The sequence below is a fragment of the Thermaerobacter nagasakiensis genome, assembly GCF_055396825.1.
Window position 1 is genome coordinate 927,318 of sequence record NZ_AP043740.1, and the last position, 14,284, is coordinate 941,601.

Below are 14,284 nucleotides of genomic sequence, written 5' to 3' on the forward strand. Positions count from 1 at the left end.
ATCCCGCCCGGCCGGAGGGGCCCGGGCGGGGCCGCCGCCTGCCGCCGGGCCTGCGCCTGCGGGCAGCGGGCGCCGTGGTGCTCGCCCTTCTGGTAGCAGGTCCCTTCTGGCGGCAGGCGGCGGGGGCAGCCGCCGGGGCGTGGGGCCCAGCCACCGGAATCCTGGCCGGCGCGGCCGGCCAGGATTCCGGTGCCGCCGGCGCCGGTGGGCTTCCCGTCGAGCTGCTGGCGGGCGCCGGTGGGCCTTCGGCCGGCGCCGGGGGCGGCCTGGGGATGGGCGGGCCCGGCGCCGGCGCGGGCAGCCAGGGGCTGGCCGCACCCCCCGCCGCGCCGCCGCCGGGGGGCGGCGGCGCGGCGGGGCAGGCCGGGCCGGATTCGCGGCCGGGGGCCGCGAATCCGGCCCGGGGGGGCACCGGCCCGCGCGACGCCTTCGCCCGAGCCGTGCAGCAGCTGCTCTACCGACTCGAGCGGCTCGATCCGGCCCGCCTGGAGGGGGATCCCGCGGCCCTCGAGCTGGAACTGGCCACCCCCGAGATGCCGTTCGTCAACGTGCTGGTGCCGCGCCCGGTGCCGGCCGCGGCCCCGGTCAAGGTTCCGGGGCGGGTGGCCGCGGCGGGTTCCTTGAGCGGTGAGCCGCCTGGCGCCGGTCCATCCGGCGCCGGTTCCGGCGGGCCGGGTTCCGCCGGTGGGAGCCCGGGTGGCGGCGGGAGCCCGGGCGCCGGTGGGACGGCCCCCGGCGATGGCGGCGACGGGGCGGCAGGGGCCACAACCGGCGGCCTCCGCCCGGGTGCGGCCGTGCTGCTGATCGCCTTCGGGCCCCGCTTTCCCGAAACGGTGGCGCACGTGATCGCCACCTGGACGGACCAGGGCAGGGTCCACGTCCAGGTGCTGGACGAGCGAGAGCGGGCCGCTCCCGCTGGCCTGCCACCCGCCGGGTCGGGGGCGGGCGGTGCGGCCGCGGTCGAACCGGGCGGGCAGGCACCTGCTCCGGGCGGGCCGGCTGCCCCTGACCCTGGGACGCGGGGGCAGGCTCCCTCGATCTCCCGGCCGGGCGGGGCGGCACAGGGTGCCGGGATGGGCGGCCCGCCACCCGGCCCGGCACAGGACGAAGGGCGGGTGCCGCCCGAGCCGCCGGTGTCCTGGAGGGATCCGGCCCCCGGGTCGGCCCCGCCGGCTCCCCTTGCCCCTGGTTCCGCGGGCCAAGGTTTTGGAGGGTGGGCAGCGACCGGCACCGGCCAGCAGCCAGGGCCGGGATCCGGTGGGCCAGCGGCACCCGAGCCCACCCCGTGGCAGGCATCGCCCGCCGGAGGGGGGTGGGGACTGGCCGCCCTCTTCCGGGACGGGTGGGTTCTTCCCGGGGTTGACGGGCGGCCCCGGCTGGTGGTGGTGACGGAGCATCACCTGGGGGGCCGGGACCCGTCGCTGCGCGTGACGCTGCTGGAACCATGGGGTGACCAGTGGGTGCCCGTGGGGTTCCTGGGATGGCCTGAACCGCCGGCGGCGCCGGCCGTGCCCCGGGGTGTGGTGCCCGGCGGCTCGTTGGTCTTCGGGAGGCCGTCCGGCGGCGGGCCGCAAAACGGGTGGAGCCTCTTGGGGGGCAGCCCGGGGCCCAAGTCCCCCGGCCGCCCGCAGTCCGGGGTCGGGCCGGAAGACGGCGCCGGGATCGTCATCCGGCAGGTCCGCATGGCCCCTGACGGCAGCGGGCTCGATCTCGCCCTGAGTACCGGCGGCAGCCCCGTGCTGGTCACCCGGGACGGCCCGGCCCCCGGCCTGTGGGAGCAGCGCTGGATCTGGACGGGGGACACCTACCGGCTGGCATGGAGTCGCCCGGTGGACCGGGCCTTGAGCGTGCTGGAAGCCTTCATTACCCTGGTAAGCCGGGGGCGGTGGGCCGAGGCCGCCGCCCTGGTGCGGCAGCAGGATGCCGCGGTGGCCGGTGCCGGCCGGGACCTGCTGGTCCAGCGGCCCCTGGGTCAGGGCTGGCGGGTGGAGGCGGTCGGGGGCAACTACGAGCGCGGCCCCCTGGTGGTCACCCGCAGCGACGGCGTGCGCATCACGGTGACTTTCACGGAAGAACCGGGCCCCGGCGGGCGGCTCGCGGTGCGCATCGCCGGCGTGGTGGCCCGGAGTCCCCAGCAGGCCGGCCCATAAGGGGCATCCGGCCGGGCAGGGTGGCCGGGTCCAGCCGCCCTGCCCGCCGCCGGGCCCGGAACGCCGCCGCGCCGCCGCGGAGGAGCGGGTGCGGACCCGCCGGCGGCGCACCAGCCAACTGCGAACCAAGGAGGCCCGCCCGTGGACATCGGTCTGATCGGCCTTCCCCAGGTGGGGAAGTCGTTGCTTTTCCGGCTGCTGGCCGGCGAGGGCCGGGGGGGTCCCGGCCAGGCGACGGTGGGCATGGCGTCCGTTCCCGACCCGCGCCTGGACCGCCTGGCAGCCCTCTACAAGCCCCGGAAGGTGACCCCCGCCGCCTTGCGGGTGACCGACATCCCCGGCGCCGTGCCGGGCGAGGACCGGGCGCGGTGGAACCGGTTCCTGGAAGCTGTGCGAGGGGCGGACGTGCTGGTCCACGTGATCCGCGCCTTCGGCGGCGGCTCCCTGCCCCACGTGCTGGGCGAGGTGGACCCCCTGCGGGATGCCCGCCTGATCCGCGACGAGCTGATCCTCACCGACCTGGCGACGGTGGAGAGCGCCCGCCAGCGGCTGGAGGCCACGCCGCCCCGCAAGCGCCGGCCCGACGACCAGGCCCTGCTGGAGCGGCTCCCGGAGATGCAGGCCTTGCTCGAACAGGAGCGGCCCCTGCGGGAGCTCTCCTGGACCGATGAGGACCTGCGCCTGGTCAAGGGCTTCGGCCTGCTCACCCTCAAACCCCTGGTGCTGGCCGTCAACGTGGACGAGGGCCAGCTGCAGCAGGGGACCTTCCCGGGCGAGGAAGCCCTGCGCCAGGCGGCCGCCCAGTGGGGCGAGCCCCTCATCACCTTCTGCGGTCCCGTGGAAGCCGAGATCGCCGAGCTGCCCGCCGGCGAGCGGGAGGCCTTCATGGGCGAGTACGGCATCGGCGAGCCAGGCGTGACGCGCCTGGCTCGGGCGGCCTATGAGGCCAGCGGGCTGATCAGCTTCTTCACCGCCGGGGAGGAGGAGGTCCGGGCCTGGCCCATCCGCCGCGGGCTGACGGCCAAGCAGGCGGCCGGCAAGATCCACTCCGACATCGAGCGGGGTTTCATCCGGGCGGAGGTGGTCGCCTACGAGGACCTGATCCGCCTAGGCTCCATGGCCGCCGTGCGGGAGGCGGGTCTGCTGCGCCTGGAGGGCCGGGACTACGTGGTCCAGGACGGTGACGTGATCCTGTTCCGGTTCAACGTCTGAGCGGGGGAATGGGGATGCGGGGCATCGTCACCTACGACCGGCGGGACCTACGGGTGCTGCGGGACATGGGGTTCCTGCCCGGCGGCGAGCGGATGGGGGCGGGGGAGGCGGGCGCCCGAAACCTGCCCTTTCCCCTCCACGTGTTCTACGAGATCAAAAGCGTGCTGGGCCGGGTCGAGCCGCCCCTCCCCGGGGCCCACAACATGATCAGCTGCTTTGGAGACAACCGGGCGGTGGAGGCCGACCCCGGCCTGGCGGCCGTTGGTCCCGACGGCCTGCGGGCGGTGCGGGGGACCCCCTACTTCGACTGGGACTGGGTTTGCCCCAGCGAACCGGCCTACCGCCGGCGGCTGCTGGAGCTGGTGGAGCGAGCCGCGGCGGAGGGCATCGCGGGCCTGCGGCTGGACACGGTGAGCTTTCCCCGCGAAGGGTTTTGCCGCTGCCCCCGTTGCCGGGCGGCCCAGGCGGCCTCGGGGCTGGGTGAAGAGGAGTGGCGAGCGGCCACCATTGCCGGGTTCGTCCGGGAGGCCCTGGCCCGGGCGGGGGCAGGGCGGCCGCCGGCACCGCCCTCTGACCCGGGCGCGGGGTCCGGCCCGCGCCCCGGCCCGCGTCGAGGCCACCGGGACCGGCTGGACCCGGGGCAGGCGGGAGGGGACGGTTCCGCTTCCGCTGCGGGCGGGATCCTGCCGGGTCCGGCAGGCCGCCATGGCGGAACCCGGCCGGCGTCCTCACGGCCCCTGCTCTCGCTGACCCTCTACCCGGATCCCTACGGCGATCACCAGTTCCGGCGCTTCGGCGTGGACGTGGCCCAGCTGGCCCCGCTGGTCGACTTCTTCGTAGTGCCTATCTATGATCTCCACTACAGCACGACGTACTGGGTAGAAACCCTGGCCTGGGGTTTCCGTGACCTTCTGGGCGACACGCCCTTTGTGGTCGAGCTGTACGCGCTCAACGTGGACCGCAAGGCCCTGCTCAAGGCGGCTCGGGTGGCCGATGCCTACGCCGACGGCATCCTCCTGGCCTACGAGCGCGCCCCCGAGGCCCTGGCCGTGCTGGAGGAACTGGGCCCCACGCCGGCCCGCAGCCGCCTCGCCTGAGCACCGGGCGCCGCCGGTGGTGTCCCCGCTCCGGGCCGCCATCCTGCGCCGCCATGCCGAACGGCGCATCCACGATGATGGGGGACGGCGCCTCCCTTACCGGGTCGACGTCGCCACCAGACTTCCCGCCGCCGGCCGCGCCGCCTCACCCGGCGCAGGGCCAGCCCCCGTCCTGCCGGCGCCGTCCGGACCGGCGTCTCCCGATTCCAGGCGGCGCAGGGCGCGGCTTCCCCAGAAGAGGGCGGCCAGCAGCAGCACCTCCACCGCGCCGTAGGGCAGCTGGGGATGGAGGCTGAACAAGAATCCCGCCAGCAGCGGGCCCGCCATCCGGCCGATGCTCTCGAAGGAGGCCTGGATCCCCAGGGCGGTCCCCTGGCCCAGCCGGGTCCGGCGCGAGACCAGGGTGGTCAAGGGCGGGCGAATCAAGGCCAGGGCCACACCCCACACCGCCACGGCCGCGCAGGCCTGCCAGACCCGCCCCGCCAGAAGCAGCAGGACGAAGGCCACAGCACCGGCCAGAAACCCCGCACTGGAGGTCCGCGTCTCGCCCCAGCGCTCCATGGCCCGGCCCACCACGGTGAACTGGATGACGGCCGAGGCGATGCCCATCACCGAGAAGGCCAGCTGGTTGGCCGATTCCGGAGCGCCCATCCGTTCCATCAGGTAATACCCCAGCATGGAGAAGACGCTGGAACCCGCCATGGCGGCCACCAGGACCAGCCAGTAGCACGGTGCCTCGGCGCTGGTGACGGCCAGCCGCAGGGCCCGGGTGAGGGGCGGGCGCCGGCCGGCGGTCGCGGCCCGGGGCCGGGGTGCGGGCAGCACGGCGATGGCCAGCAGGGCGGTGAGCAGGATGGCGAGGCCGCCTGCCAGGGCCAGGCCGGGAAAGCCGTAGCCCAGGGAGGTGATGGGCACCCCCAGAAGCGGGCCCAAGACGAAGCCCAGGTTGCTGGACCCACCCATCAGGGCCAGGGAGCTGCCGCGGCGTTCGGGTGGCGTCAGGTCGGCCACCAGGGCCTGAGCAGATGGGAAGGTGGATGACGACAGCATGCCGCCCAGGAAGCGTACCAGGATCAGTACCGCCACCGAGTGGACGAAGGCCATGGCGATGAAGGACAGGCCGAAGCCGGTCATGCCCAGGATCAGCACGGGCTTGCGCCCGATCCGGTCCGAGAGCGACCCCCACACCGGGGCAAACAGGAACTGGGCCAGGGCGTACAGGGAGACCATAAGGCCCATCTCCAGGCTGCTGGCGCCCAGATCCTGCGCAAAATAGGGCAGCACCGGCAGGACGATGCCGAAACCGGCCACCGTCAAAAACATGGTGAGCAGCAAGATGAAGAAGCCGTGCCGGGAGAGCTGCTCCTCCGCGGCCGGGCCGCCGCCGGCCGCCCCTTCCTCCGTGCGGGGGATCTCCCGCTGCGGCCGGGCCGTACCCGTTCGGGGCCGACCCGTCCCCAAGGCGGGCCCCGCCGGCCGGCCCCGAACGGCCACAGGCTCCCCCTGCGACCTCCCGTTGCCCGATGGGGGGCATCCGCCGGGGACACCCGGGGCAGGGGCATGGCCGGCACCGGGACCGGCCGGCGGGGGTGTTCGATCCGGCATGGGTCAACCTCCAGAGCTCGCGGCAGGCTCCACCGGACAAATATTTCGGTACTCAAACTATTTTAGCCGCGAAGGCTCCGCGGACCAAGAGGCCGGTCCGAACCACCCCTCCAGCCGCTCCCGTTCGAAGGCCAGCTTCTGGTCCAGAAATTCCCGGGAGGGCGAGGCCACTTCCACCCGCGGTGCAGGCCGGGCCAGGAACTCGCCGCGCACCAGGGTGGCTAGACCGCCGCCTAGCTCCAGGAAGCAGTAGCCCTCGCCCCGGTACGGTTCCGGCGGCCGGCTGCCCGTCAGGGCCGCCGCGATGTGGGCCGCCGCCACCACGGCCTCTCCCTCGGCGAAGACGCCCGCCTTGGGCAGGGGCTGGCCGTTGGCCATGGCGATCTGGGTGCAGTCGCCGATGGCATACACCCGGGGGAACCGGGTTTGCAGGGTGGCGGGGTCGACGGCGATCCATCCGCCCCCCGGTGCCAGCCCGGCGGTCACGGCCACGTCGGGGATCCGGTGGGGAGGCACGGCCAGCAGCAGGTCGTAGGGCTCGGTCTCGCCCCCTTCGCCCACCAGGCGGCCCGGTTCGACCCGGACGAACCGGCGGTTCGGGTGGAAGTCGATCTGCCGCAGGGCCAGGCTGGACTCGATGGCCTGGCAGCCGGCAGGGCCCGCCACGGGCAGGGAGCCGGCCTGGGGCGTGAACACGGCGATGGAGAAGTTCGGCCGGCCGGCGGGCGGCTGGCCCTGGAGGCCGCGGCCGCGGAGGGCCTCGTCGACCAGAAGGGCCGCCTCGTAGGGAGCCGGCGGGCACTTGTAGGGCACTCCCAGGATGGCCACCACCACCCGCCCACCGGTCATGGTGGCCAGCCGGCGGCCGGCGGCCAGGGCGCCCTCCGGATCATAGAGGTTGAAGGCGCCGGGTGCCTCGAGCAGCCCTGGCACCAGGTCCGGCCGGGGCTGGGCGCCCAGGGCGACCACCAGGTAGTCCCACTCCAGCCGGCGGCGGTCCCCGGACCCCGGCCCGCCCGCCGGTTCCACCTCCACCCAGCGCTCCTCGGGGGCGATGGCCGTGATGCGGGCCTGCAGGTAGCGGACGCCCCGGTCGTTGAGGGCATGCTTGGAGCGGGTGGCCTCGTCGAGCCGGGTCTTGCCCACCAGCAGCCAGGTCTTGCGGAACCCCAGCCGGAAGGTGGGGTTGGGGTCGACCAGGACCACCTCGTCCGCAGGGTCCAGGCGGCGGCGCAGTTCCAGGGCCGCCTTGATGCCGCCCCAGCCACCGCCGGCGATCAGCACGCGCCGGATGGCCACCGTGATCACCCCCGTCACAGCGGCAGCCGGGTCCGGTCACGGGCTCCCGGCCGCGGGCTCCTCCTCTCGGCCTCACCTACAGGGTGCAAAAGGGCCGGTGCTAATGGGCTGGTTCGACGCCCACCCCGGCCAGAAAGGCCCGTAGGCGCCGGCGCACCGCGTCGCCATCGGGCAGGGTGACCAGCTCTTCCGCCAGAAGCCGGGCGTCGGCATAGCGCACGGCCCGGATCACCTGCTTGACCTCCGGCAGGGCGCGGGCGTGCATGCTGAGCTCGGTCATGCCGGCGCCCAGCAGGAAGGGCGCCGCCAGGGGCTCGCCGCCCAGCTCGCCGCACACGCCGGCCCAGATGCCCGCCTCTTCGGCGGCGCGGCCCACCTCCAGGATCAGGCGCAGCACCGCCGGGTGGAGGGGATCGTACAGGCCGGCGACCTGCCGGCTGGTCCGGTCGACGGCCAGGGTGTACTGGGTGAGGTCGTTGGTGCCGATGGAGAAGAAGTCCACGGCGCCGGCCAGGGTCCGGGCCGCCAGGGCGGCCGCCGGCACCTCGATCATGATCCCCACTTCCACCGGGCCGTGGGCGATCCCTTCCCGCTCCAGGCTTGCCGCCGCCTCCTGGACCGCCTGGCGCAGGCGCCGGACCTCCTCCAGGGTGGTCACCATGGGGAACATCACGCTGACCGGCCCCTCGGCGGCCGCCCGCAGCACGGCCCGCAACTGGGCCAGCAGCAGGTCCGGCCGTTCCAGCCCCAGCCGTGCCCCGCGCCAGCCCAGGGCCGGGTTCATCTCCTCGGGCCAGTCGATGAAGGGCAGCCGCTTGTCGGCGCCCACGTCCAAGGTGCGCAGCACCAGGCGGCGCCCCCCAAGGGCCCGCACCGCGGCCACGTAGGCCTGCCATTGCTCCTCCTCTCCCGGCGGCTCGGACCGGTCGAGGAACAGGAACTCGGTGCGGAAGAGGCCCACGCCCTCCGGGCCGAAGGGCTCCGCTGCGGCAATGTCCTCGGGCCTGCCGATGTTGACGGCCAGCTCCACCCGCCGGCCGTCGGGGGTGACGGCCGGCAGGTCCCGCAGGGCGGCCAGGGTCCGGGCCCGCCGGGCCTGCTCGGCCAGGGCCTGTTCGACCGCCTGGCGGCGCTGGGGGCTGGGGTCGAGGACGACCCGGCCCGCCGTGCCGTCGACCACCACCGGCTGGCCGGGCCGAACCGCCGCCATGGCTCCGGCTGCGCCGGCCACCGCCGGCACCCCGGCGCCCCGGGCCAGGATCGCCACGTGGGAGGTGGCACCGCCGGCTTCCGTGACGAGCCCCAGCACCTTTTCCCGGGGCCAGCGGGCGGTGTCCGACGGCGCCAGGTCGTGGGCCACGATGACGCTGGGTTCGTCCGGCGTCAGATCCAGGGAAGCGCCCAGCAAGGCAGCCAGAAGCTGGCGCCCCACATCCCGGATGTCGGCGGCCCGGCCCCGCAGGTACTCGTCGTCGAGCTGCTCCAGCATGCGGGCGAAATCCTCGGTGGCGCGGGCCACGGCTGCTTCCGCCGTGCTGCCGCCGGCGATGGCCTGGCGTACCTGGCCGTCCAGTTCGGGGTCGTCGACCAGCAGCTGGTGGGCGGCGAAGATGGCCGCCTCGTCCTCCCCCGCCTGCTCCCGCGCCCGGGCGGCCAGCCGGTCCAGGCGCTCCCGCACCTGGCGCCGGGCCGCTTCCCACCGGGCCGTTTCCGCCTGCGGGTCGACGGGGCCCGCCGGCGGCGGCACCGTCAGGTCGGGCGGCCGGTAGACCCACGCCGGACCCAGCGCCAGCCCGGGCGCGGCGGCAATGCCCTCGATCACCCGCTCGCCCGGCGCCGGCCCACCGCTCGCCACGGCTCCCGCCGCCTGCGGGCCTTCACCGGGCGCCGCCGGGCCCGGCGTGGCCAGGCCGGGCGCGCCAGGGGGTTGGGGGGTAGCCGGTGTGGCCCGTTCGTCCTGCACGGGATCACGACCCTTCGCCGAAGTTGGTTTCCACCAGTTCCTTCAGGGCCGCCAGGGCGTCGGCCGCGTCCTCGCCCTCCGCCCGCAGGGTCAGGGTGGTGCCCTGGCGTGCCCCCAGGCTCAGAATGGCCATCATGCTCTTGGCGTTCACGGTCTTGCCGTTGGCCGTGACCTCGATCCGGCTGCGGAAGCGGCTGGCGGTCTGCACGAAAAGGGCTGCTGGACGGGCGTGCAGGCCCGTGGGATGCTGGATGGTGACGGTGACCTCCGCCATGGGAAACCCCTTTCCGAGGGCGGGGCCGCGGGCTGGACACCCTAACCCCTGAGGAGGGACTGCTGTGGTCGACCCGGCGCGGGGCCCGGCCGGGGCCTCCCGTAACGGCCCACCCCATGTGGTGATCCTGGGTGCGGGTTACGCCGGATTCGCCGTGGCCCGCGGGTTGCGGGCGGCCCCGGCGAGGGTAACCCTGGTCAACCCCTATCCGTATCACTACTTTACAACACTGCTGCACGAGCCTGTGGCGCGCCCGCGCCTGCGGGAGCGCATCGCCCTGCCCCTGGCACCTTACCTGCCCCCCAACGTGGCCCTGTGGCTGGGCCGGGCGGTCGCCGTCGATCCCGGGCGGCGGGTGGTGGATGTGGAAGACCGGGCCACCGGCGCCGTCCGCCGCCTGGAGGCCGACCTGCTGGTGGTGGCCGTGGGCAGCGAGCCTCTCTTCTTCGGCATCGCCGGGCTGGAGGAACGCGCCTTGACGGTGCGCGACCTGTCTTCGGGCCCGGTCATCCGCAGCACGGTGGAGCAGCGCCTGGCGCGTTACGCCGCGGGTGATCTGGGCCCCGAAGGCCGGCGCATCGTCATCGGCGGGGGCGGCTACACCGGGGTCGAACTGGCTGCCGAGCTGGCCGAGGCGAGGGTCGACCTGGCCCGGGAGACGGGGGTGGCGCCGGGCGCCATCGAGATCTTCCTGGTGGAGGCGGCCCCGTCGTTGCTGCCGGGGTTCGACCCGCCCCTGGTCCGCTACGTCACCCGCTTTCTGGAGAAGGCCGGGGTGCGGGTGATCACCGGCGCGCCCATCCGGGAGGTCACCCCGCGCCACGTGGTGCTGGCCGACGGTCGGCGGCTGGAAGCGGGCACGGTGATCTGGACGGGAGGTGTTCGCGCCCACCGCCTGGTGGAACAGGCGGGCTTTGAGGTGGACCGGCGGGGCCGCGCGCTGGTGGGGCCGGACTTGCAGGCCCGCGGCTTCGCCGGCGTCTACCTGGCGGGAGACGCGGCGGCGTTCCCCGGCGAGGACGGGCGCCCCCTCCCGCCCACGGCCCAGGTGGCCCTGCAGCAGGGCGAGTATCTGGGGCGCGCGCTGGCGCGCCGCCTGCGCGGGCAGCCCGTGGAGCCCTTCACGCCCCACCTGCTGGGGACCGTGATCAGCCTGGGCCGCCGGGACGGGGTGGGTCTCTTGCGCAACGGGTACCGGGTCACGGGCCATGCAGCGCGGGTGCTGAAATCGGCCACCCTCTGGCGGTACCTGTACCGGATCGGGGGTGCCTCCCTGGTGGCGCGGGTGCTGGGCGGCATGCCGCTGCATCCCCTGGCGCGTACCCGCCGGTGACGCGCGGCCGCCGGCCCGCGGGGGCGGGAGCCCTTGGGGACGGCCACCCAGGGCGCAGCCGCTGGCGGGAGAGCGCCGCCGGTGAGGCCGGCACGGTGGGCGGGGACCAGAAACGCGGGGACCAAAAAAATGTGTAGTGCGCGGGCCGCGGGTGTGGTAAACTACGACCAGTTAGCCGTTCGGTAGGCCGGTCACGACGATCGGGCTTCACCGTCGCGACCTGGGCCGGCGCGCGGGGCAGTGGGGGCCGGCACCCACTGGCCGGTAGCGGGGTCCTGGGAGCAATCCCGGCTAGCGAGTCTCACATCAGTACGGAGGTATCCGCGGTTTGACCGGGACAGTCAAGTGGTTCAATGCGGAGAAGGGTTACGGGTTCATCACCCGCGATGACGGCCAGGGCGACGTGTTCGTCCACTTCTCCGCGATCGTCGGAGCCGGTTACCGGACGCTGGAGGAGGGCCAGAAGGTCACCTTCGACGTGGTCGAGGGTGAGAAGGGCCCCAAGGCGCAGAACGTCATCGTTCTGTAAGCTCCTGCACCGGAAAGCAGCGGGCGCCGCACCATGGTGCGGCGCCCTTTCTTTTTGGCAGACTGGGATAGGGGTTGGCAGGCTTCGATCGGGGCGAGCTGGCACGCTGGGCGGGCACCTTGGGGGTGATAGGCCATGGACGCCGGGCCGGCGGCGCGCCGCCGCCAGGCCGTGAGAGGACGGCCGCTTCCTGCCGGGACGGGGCCCGGGGCTACGCCCCCTGGCATGGGCGGGGCGGCCGTGAACCGGCCCCTGCCGGAGGAACCCAGGGGACAGCGGGCCGCCCGGAGGGGCGGCTTTTGGGCGACCCTGCTGGCCCTGGCCCTGCTGGTCGCTGTGATGGGTGCGGGGCGGCCGGCCGGGGCCGCTACGGGCGGAACCTGCTGGTTCGACCGCTATCCCCTGCCGCCGGGGAGCAAACCCTGGGCCGTGACCGTGGCACCGGACGGAACGGTGTGGGTGACCCTGACCGGCTCCCGCCGGCTGGGTGGGCTGGACCCGGCCACCGGCCGCTGGCGCTTCGTGACCATGCCACGGGAGGTACGCCAGCCGGCGCGCCTGGCCGCCGCCCCGGACGGGTCCCTGTGGCTTACCGACAACGACTTCGGTCGGGATCCCGCGCCCACCGCCTGGCGGTTCGTCCCGAATAGCGGGAGCGGCGGCCGCTGGCAGGCTTACCCCCTGCCCTTTGCCGGCGCGGCTGCGGTGCTGCCGGCCGGCGATGCCGTGTGGCTGCTGCAATTTCAGGGCAACCGGCTGGGCCGCCTGGATCCCGCCACCGGCCGCGTCGAGGTGGTCCCCCTTCCCTTGCCGGACTACCCGTGGCCTTCCACCTGGGATCTGACCCGGGACGCAGCCGGCCGCCTCTGGACCGTGAGCCCCCGTACCGGCACGGTGTACCGGTTCGACCCCCGGGACGGGACGTGGGCGACTTTTGCCCTTCCCCCCGACGTGGCGGGACCAGCCGGGGTGGCGGTGACGCCCGACGGGGAGGGCGTCTGGGTCACCGAGCACGGCGGCCGCACCATCGGCCGCCTCGACGTCACGACCCGGGCCTGGGTTCCCCTGCTCACGCCGCCGGCGCCCCCGGGCGAAGAGATCCAGGCCACCCGGCCCAACGACCTGGAGTGGGACGGGCAGGGGCGACTCTGGGCCGCCCTGCACACCGGCAACGCCCTGGCCCGCATCGACCCGGCCACCAGCACGATGGAGCTGTTCCAGCTGCCGGCCGCCGAGCCCCAGTCGTGGGTGCAGTGGCTCGCCCGCGGGCCGGACGGCGCCATCTGGTTTGCCGCTTACGGCCGGGATTACGTGGGCCGGGTCGACCCCGGTGCCTGGCCGGCGCTCCAGCTGGCGGCCGGGGTGGAGGCGACCGGGCTGGTGCCGGGCGGGACGGCATCCGTCCGCCTCACGATGGTCCAGCTTGGCCCCGGTGACAGGGGCGGTATGGGTTCCGATCCCGTGAACTGGGAGGTGGCGGACCGGCCGCGGGATTGGGAGACCGTTTGGGAAGAACGCGGCCCGGCGGGGGCCAGGCTGCGGTTGAGGGTGCCCCGTGAGGCGGAGCCCGGTGTGTATGCCCTGGTGCTGGCCGCCCGGGTCGGTCCCCAGCGGGTGGTGACGCGCACGGTGCGGGTGCAGGTGGTGCCGCAGGCCGCCCTGCCTTGGCAGCCATTGGCGGCCTTTGGCGCCATGGCGGGCGCGCTGGTGGTGGGGTGGCTGGGGGTGCTGGATGGGATTCAGTCCCAGCGCCGGTCGAAACAGCCTCGCCCCTAGCGCCACCGGTGCCGTAGCCTCCCTCGCCGGCTCGATCGGGTGGGCCGCAGGCTAGGGCTGCCGGCCGGGGACTGGGGGCAGGGACCACCGGGCGGGGACCGCGGGGTAGGGACCGCCGGACGGGCGGGATCGGTTATCCGCCTGAGTCGCTGCGGGGCATGGGATTCCCTCCCGATGGATGGCGCCACGGCCGTTGTGCTATGCCCGAGTTGGGGCGGCCCTGCCGGCTACCGCGGCGACCGGTACCGGGTCCGGGTCGCGGCCTGGCACGCGCCCCCTCGGGGAGTGGCGGCAAGATTCCGGCCGCCGGCCGAGCTCCGGCCGGCGACCGTCGCCGCGGCGAAACGGGACCTTGGCGCTAGCGGTGCTGCGCGAACCAGGCATGACGACGGCAGGAGGGAAGATCATGAACTGGAGGCGGCTGGTCCGAACGGCCTTTCTGGCGAGCCTCCTTGGAGGGGTCCTCGCAGTGGTGCTGGTGGCTTCCGGTGCCGGCGGCTGGACCCCGGCGGAGGCCCACGCGGCCCTGGTTGGGAGCTTTCCCGAGCCGGGCGCGCAGCTGCAGGAAGCGCCCCGGAAGATCGAGCTGATTTTCACCGAAGCGGTGGAACCAGAGTTTGGCGAACTGACGCTGACCCGGCAGGGTGGCGGGACCGTGGAACTGGGGCCCATGGAAGCCGAAGGGGAGACCCTGCGCGCCGAGGTGCGGGGCTCCATGCCGGCCGGCCAGTACGTCCTGCATTATAAGGTGCTCTCCCAGGACGGTCATCAGGTGGAAGGGGACGTGACCTTCTCCGTGGTGGCCGCCGCGCCCTCGCCCGGGTCGGGCACGGCGGACCAGCAACCCGCGCCCCCGGCACCCGGCCAGGACGAACCCGGCGGGGCCACCACGCCGCCGGCCGGGGCGGAGCCAGCGCCGGCCCAGGACGGTGGCTCCCAGGCCTGGCTGTGGGCCGCGGTGGTGGCCCTGGTGGCCGTGGTGGCGGTCGGGTTGATGACGGTGCTCCGGCGCCCGCGGTAAGGGCGGGTGTCAGGCCCCGGCGGCG

At 74.6% G+C, this 14,284-nt stretch carries 11 protein-coding genes; 7 read left to right on the top strand and 4 right to left on the bottom strand.

Annotated features, from left to right (window positions below; all coding sequences use genetic code 11):
- Positions 1-74: 74 nt before the first annotated feature.
- The 3 genes from ACZ5T9_RS04035 (at position 75) to ACZ5T9_RS04045 (ending at position 4,459) form a co-directional block, all read left to right on the top strand.
- Positions 75-2,150: a hypothetical protein gene (locus tag ACZ5T9_RS04035; protein WP_464833976.1), complete on the top strand. Its 2,076-nt coding sequence runs from the start codon at positions 75-77 to the stop codon at positions 2,148-2,150.
- A gap of 141 nt (positions 2,151-2,291) precedes the next feature.
- Positions 2,292-3,362, top strand: coding sequence for a redox-regulated ATPase YchF (gene ychF / locus ACZ5T9_RS04040; RefSeq protein ID WP_464833978.1), 1,071 nt, complete (start codon positions 2,292-2,294; stop codon positions 3,360-3,362).
- Positions 3,363-3,376: 14 nt separating this feature from the next.
- Entirely contained in the window at positions 3,377-4,459 is a 1,083-nt protein-coding gene (locus tag ACZ5T9_RS04045; protein ID WP_464833979.1) for a hypothetical protein, read from the top strand.
- A 96-nt stretch (positions 4,460-4,555) separates the two neighbouring features.
- On the opposite strand, the gene ACZ5T9_RS04050 is transcribed toward ACZ5T9_RS04045, so the two are convergent.
- From ACZ5T9_RS04050 to ACZ5T9_RS04065, 4 genes are all read right to left on the bottom strand, one after another.
- Positions 4,556-5,920: an MFS transporter gene (locus ACZ5T9_RS04050; RefSeq protein WP_464833981.1), complete on the bottom strand. Its 1,365-nt coding sequence runs from the start codon at positions 5,918-5,920 to the stop codon at positions 4,556-4,558.
- 201 nt (positions 5,921-6,121) lie between these two features.
- Positions 6,122-7,363 carry an NAD(P)/FAD-dependent oxidoreductase gene (locus ACZ5T9_RS04055; RefSeq protein ID WP_006903111.1) on the bottom strand — a complete coding sequence of 414 codons (1,242 nt, stop codon included), beginning with the start codon at positions 7,361-7,363 and terminating at the stop codon, positions 6,122-6,124.
- A 100-nt stretch (positions 7,364-7,463) separates the two neighbouring features.
- Entirely contained in the window at positions 7,464-9,218 is a 1,755-nt protein-coding gene (ptsP, locus tag ACZ5T9_RS04060) for a phosphoenolpyruvate--protein phosphotransferase (RefSeq protein ID WP_464833982.1), read from the bottom strand.
- 112 nt (positions 9,219-9,330) lie between these two features.
- Positions 9,331-9,600 carry an HPr family phosphocarrier protein gene (locus tag ACZ5T9_RS04065; RefSeq protein WP_006903113.1) on the bottom strand — a complete coding sequence of 90 codons (270 nt, stop codon included), beginning with the start codon at positions 9,598-9,600 and terminating at the stop codon, positions 9,331-9,333.
- Positions 9,601-9,664: 64 nt separating this feature from the next.
- Here ACZ5T9_RS04065 and ACZ5T9_RS04070 point away from each other — a divergent pair, with 64 nt between their 5' ends.
- From ACZ5T9_RS04070 to ACZ5T9_RS04085, 4 genes are all read left to right on the top strand, one after another.
- Entirely contained in the window at positions 9,665-10,933 is a 1,269-nt protein-coding gene (locus ACZ5T9_RS04070) for an NAD(P)/FAD-dependent oxidoreductase (RefSeq protein WP_464833983.1), read from the top strand.
- Positions 10,934-11,261: 328 nt separating this feature from the next.
- Entirely contained in the window at positions 11,262-11,462 is a 201-nt protein-coding gene (locus tag ACZ5T9_RS04075; protein ID WP_006903115.1) for a cold-shock protein, read from the top strand.
- A 240-nt stretch (positions 11,463-11,702) separates the two neighbouring features.
- Positions 11,703-13,238: a Vgb family protein gene (locus ACZ5T9_RS04080; protein WP_464833985.1), complete on the top strand. Its 1,536-nt coding sequence runs from the start codon at positions 11,703-11,705 to the stop codon at positions 13,236-13,238.
- 406 nt (positions 13,239-13,644) lie between these two features.
- A complete protein-coding gene (locus ACZ5T9_RS04085) occupies positions 13,645-14,259 on the top strand; it encodes a copper resistance CopC family protein (RefSeq protein WP_464833986.1) in 615 nt (204 codons plus the stop codon).
- Positions 14,260-14,284 lie beyond the last annotated feature (25 nt).

What these genes read in the sequence shown, in the direction of transcription:
- ACZ5T9_RS04045 (WP_464833979.1), top strand. Translation starts at nt 3,377, where the DNA reads ATGCGGGGCATCGTCACCTACGACCGGCGGGACCTACGGGTGCTGCGG.
- ACZ5T9_RS04065 (WP_006903113.1), bottom strand. Translation starts at nt 9,600, where the DNA reads ATGGCGGAGGTCACCGTCACCATCCAGCATCCCACGGGCCTGCACGCC.
- ACZ5T9_RS04085 (WP_464833986.1), top strand. Translation starts at nt 13,645, where the DNA reads ATGAACTGGAGGCGGCTGGTCCGAACGGCCTTTCTGGCGAGCCTCCTT.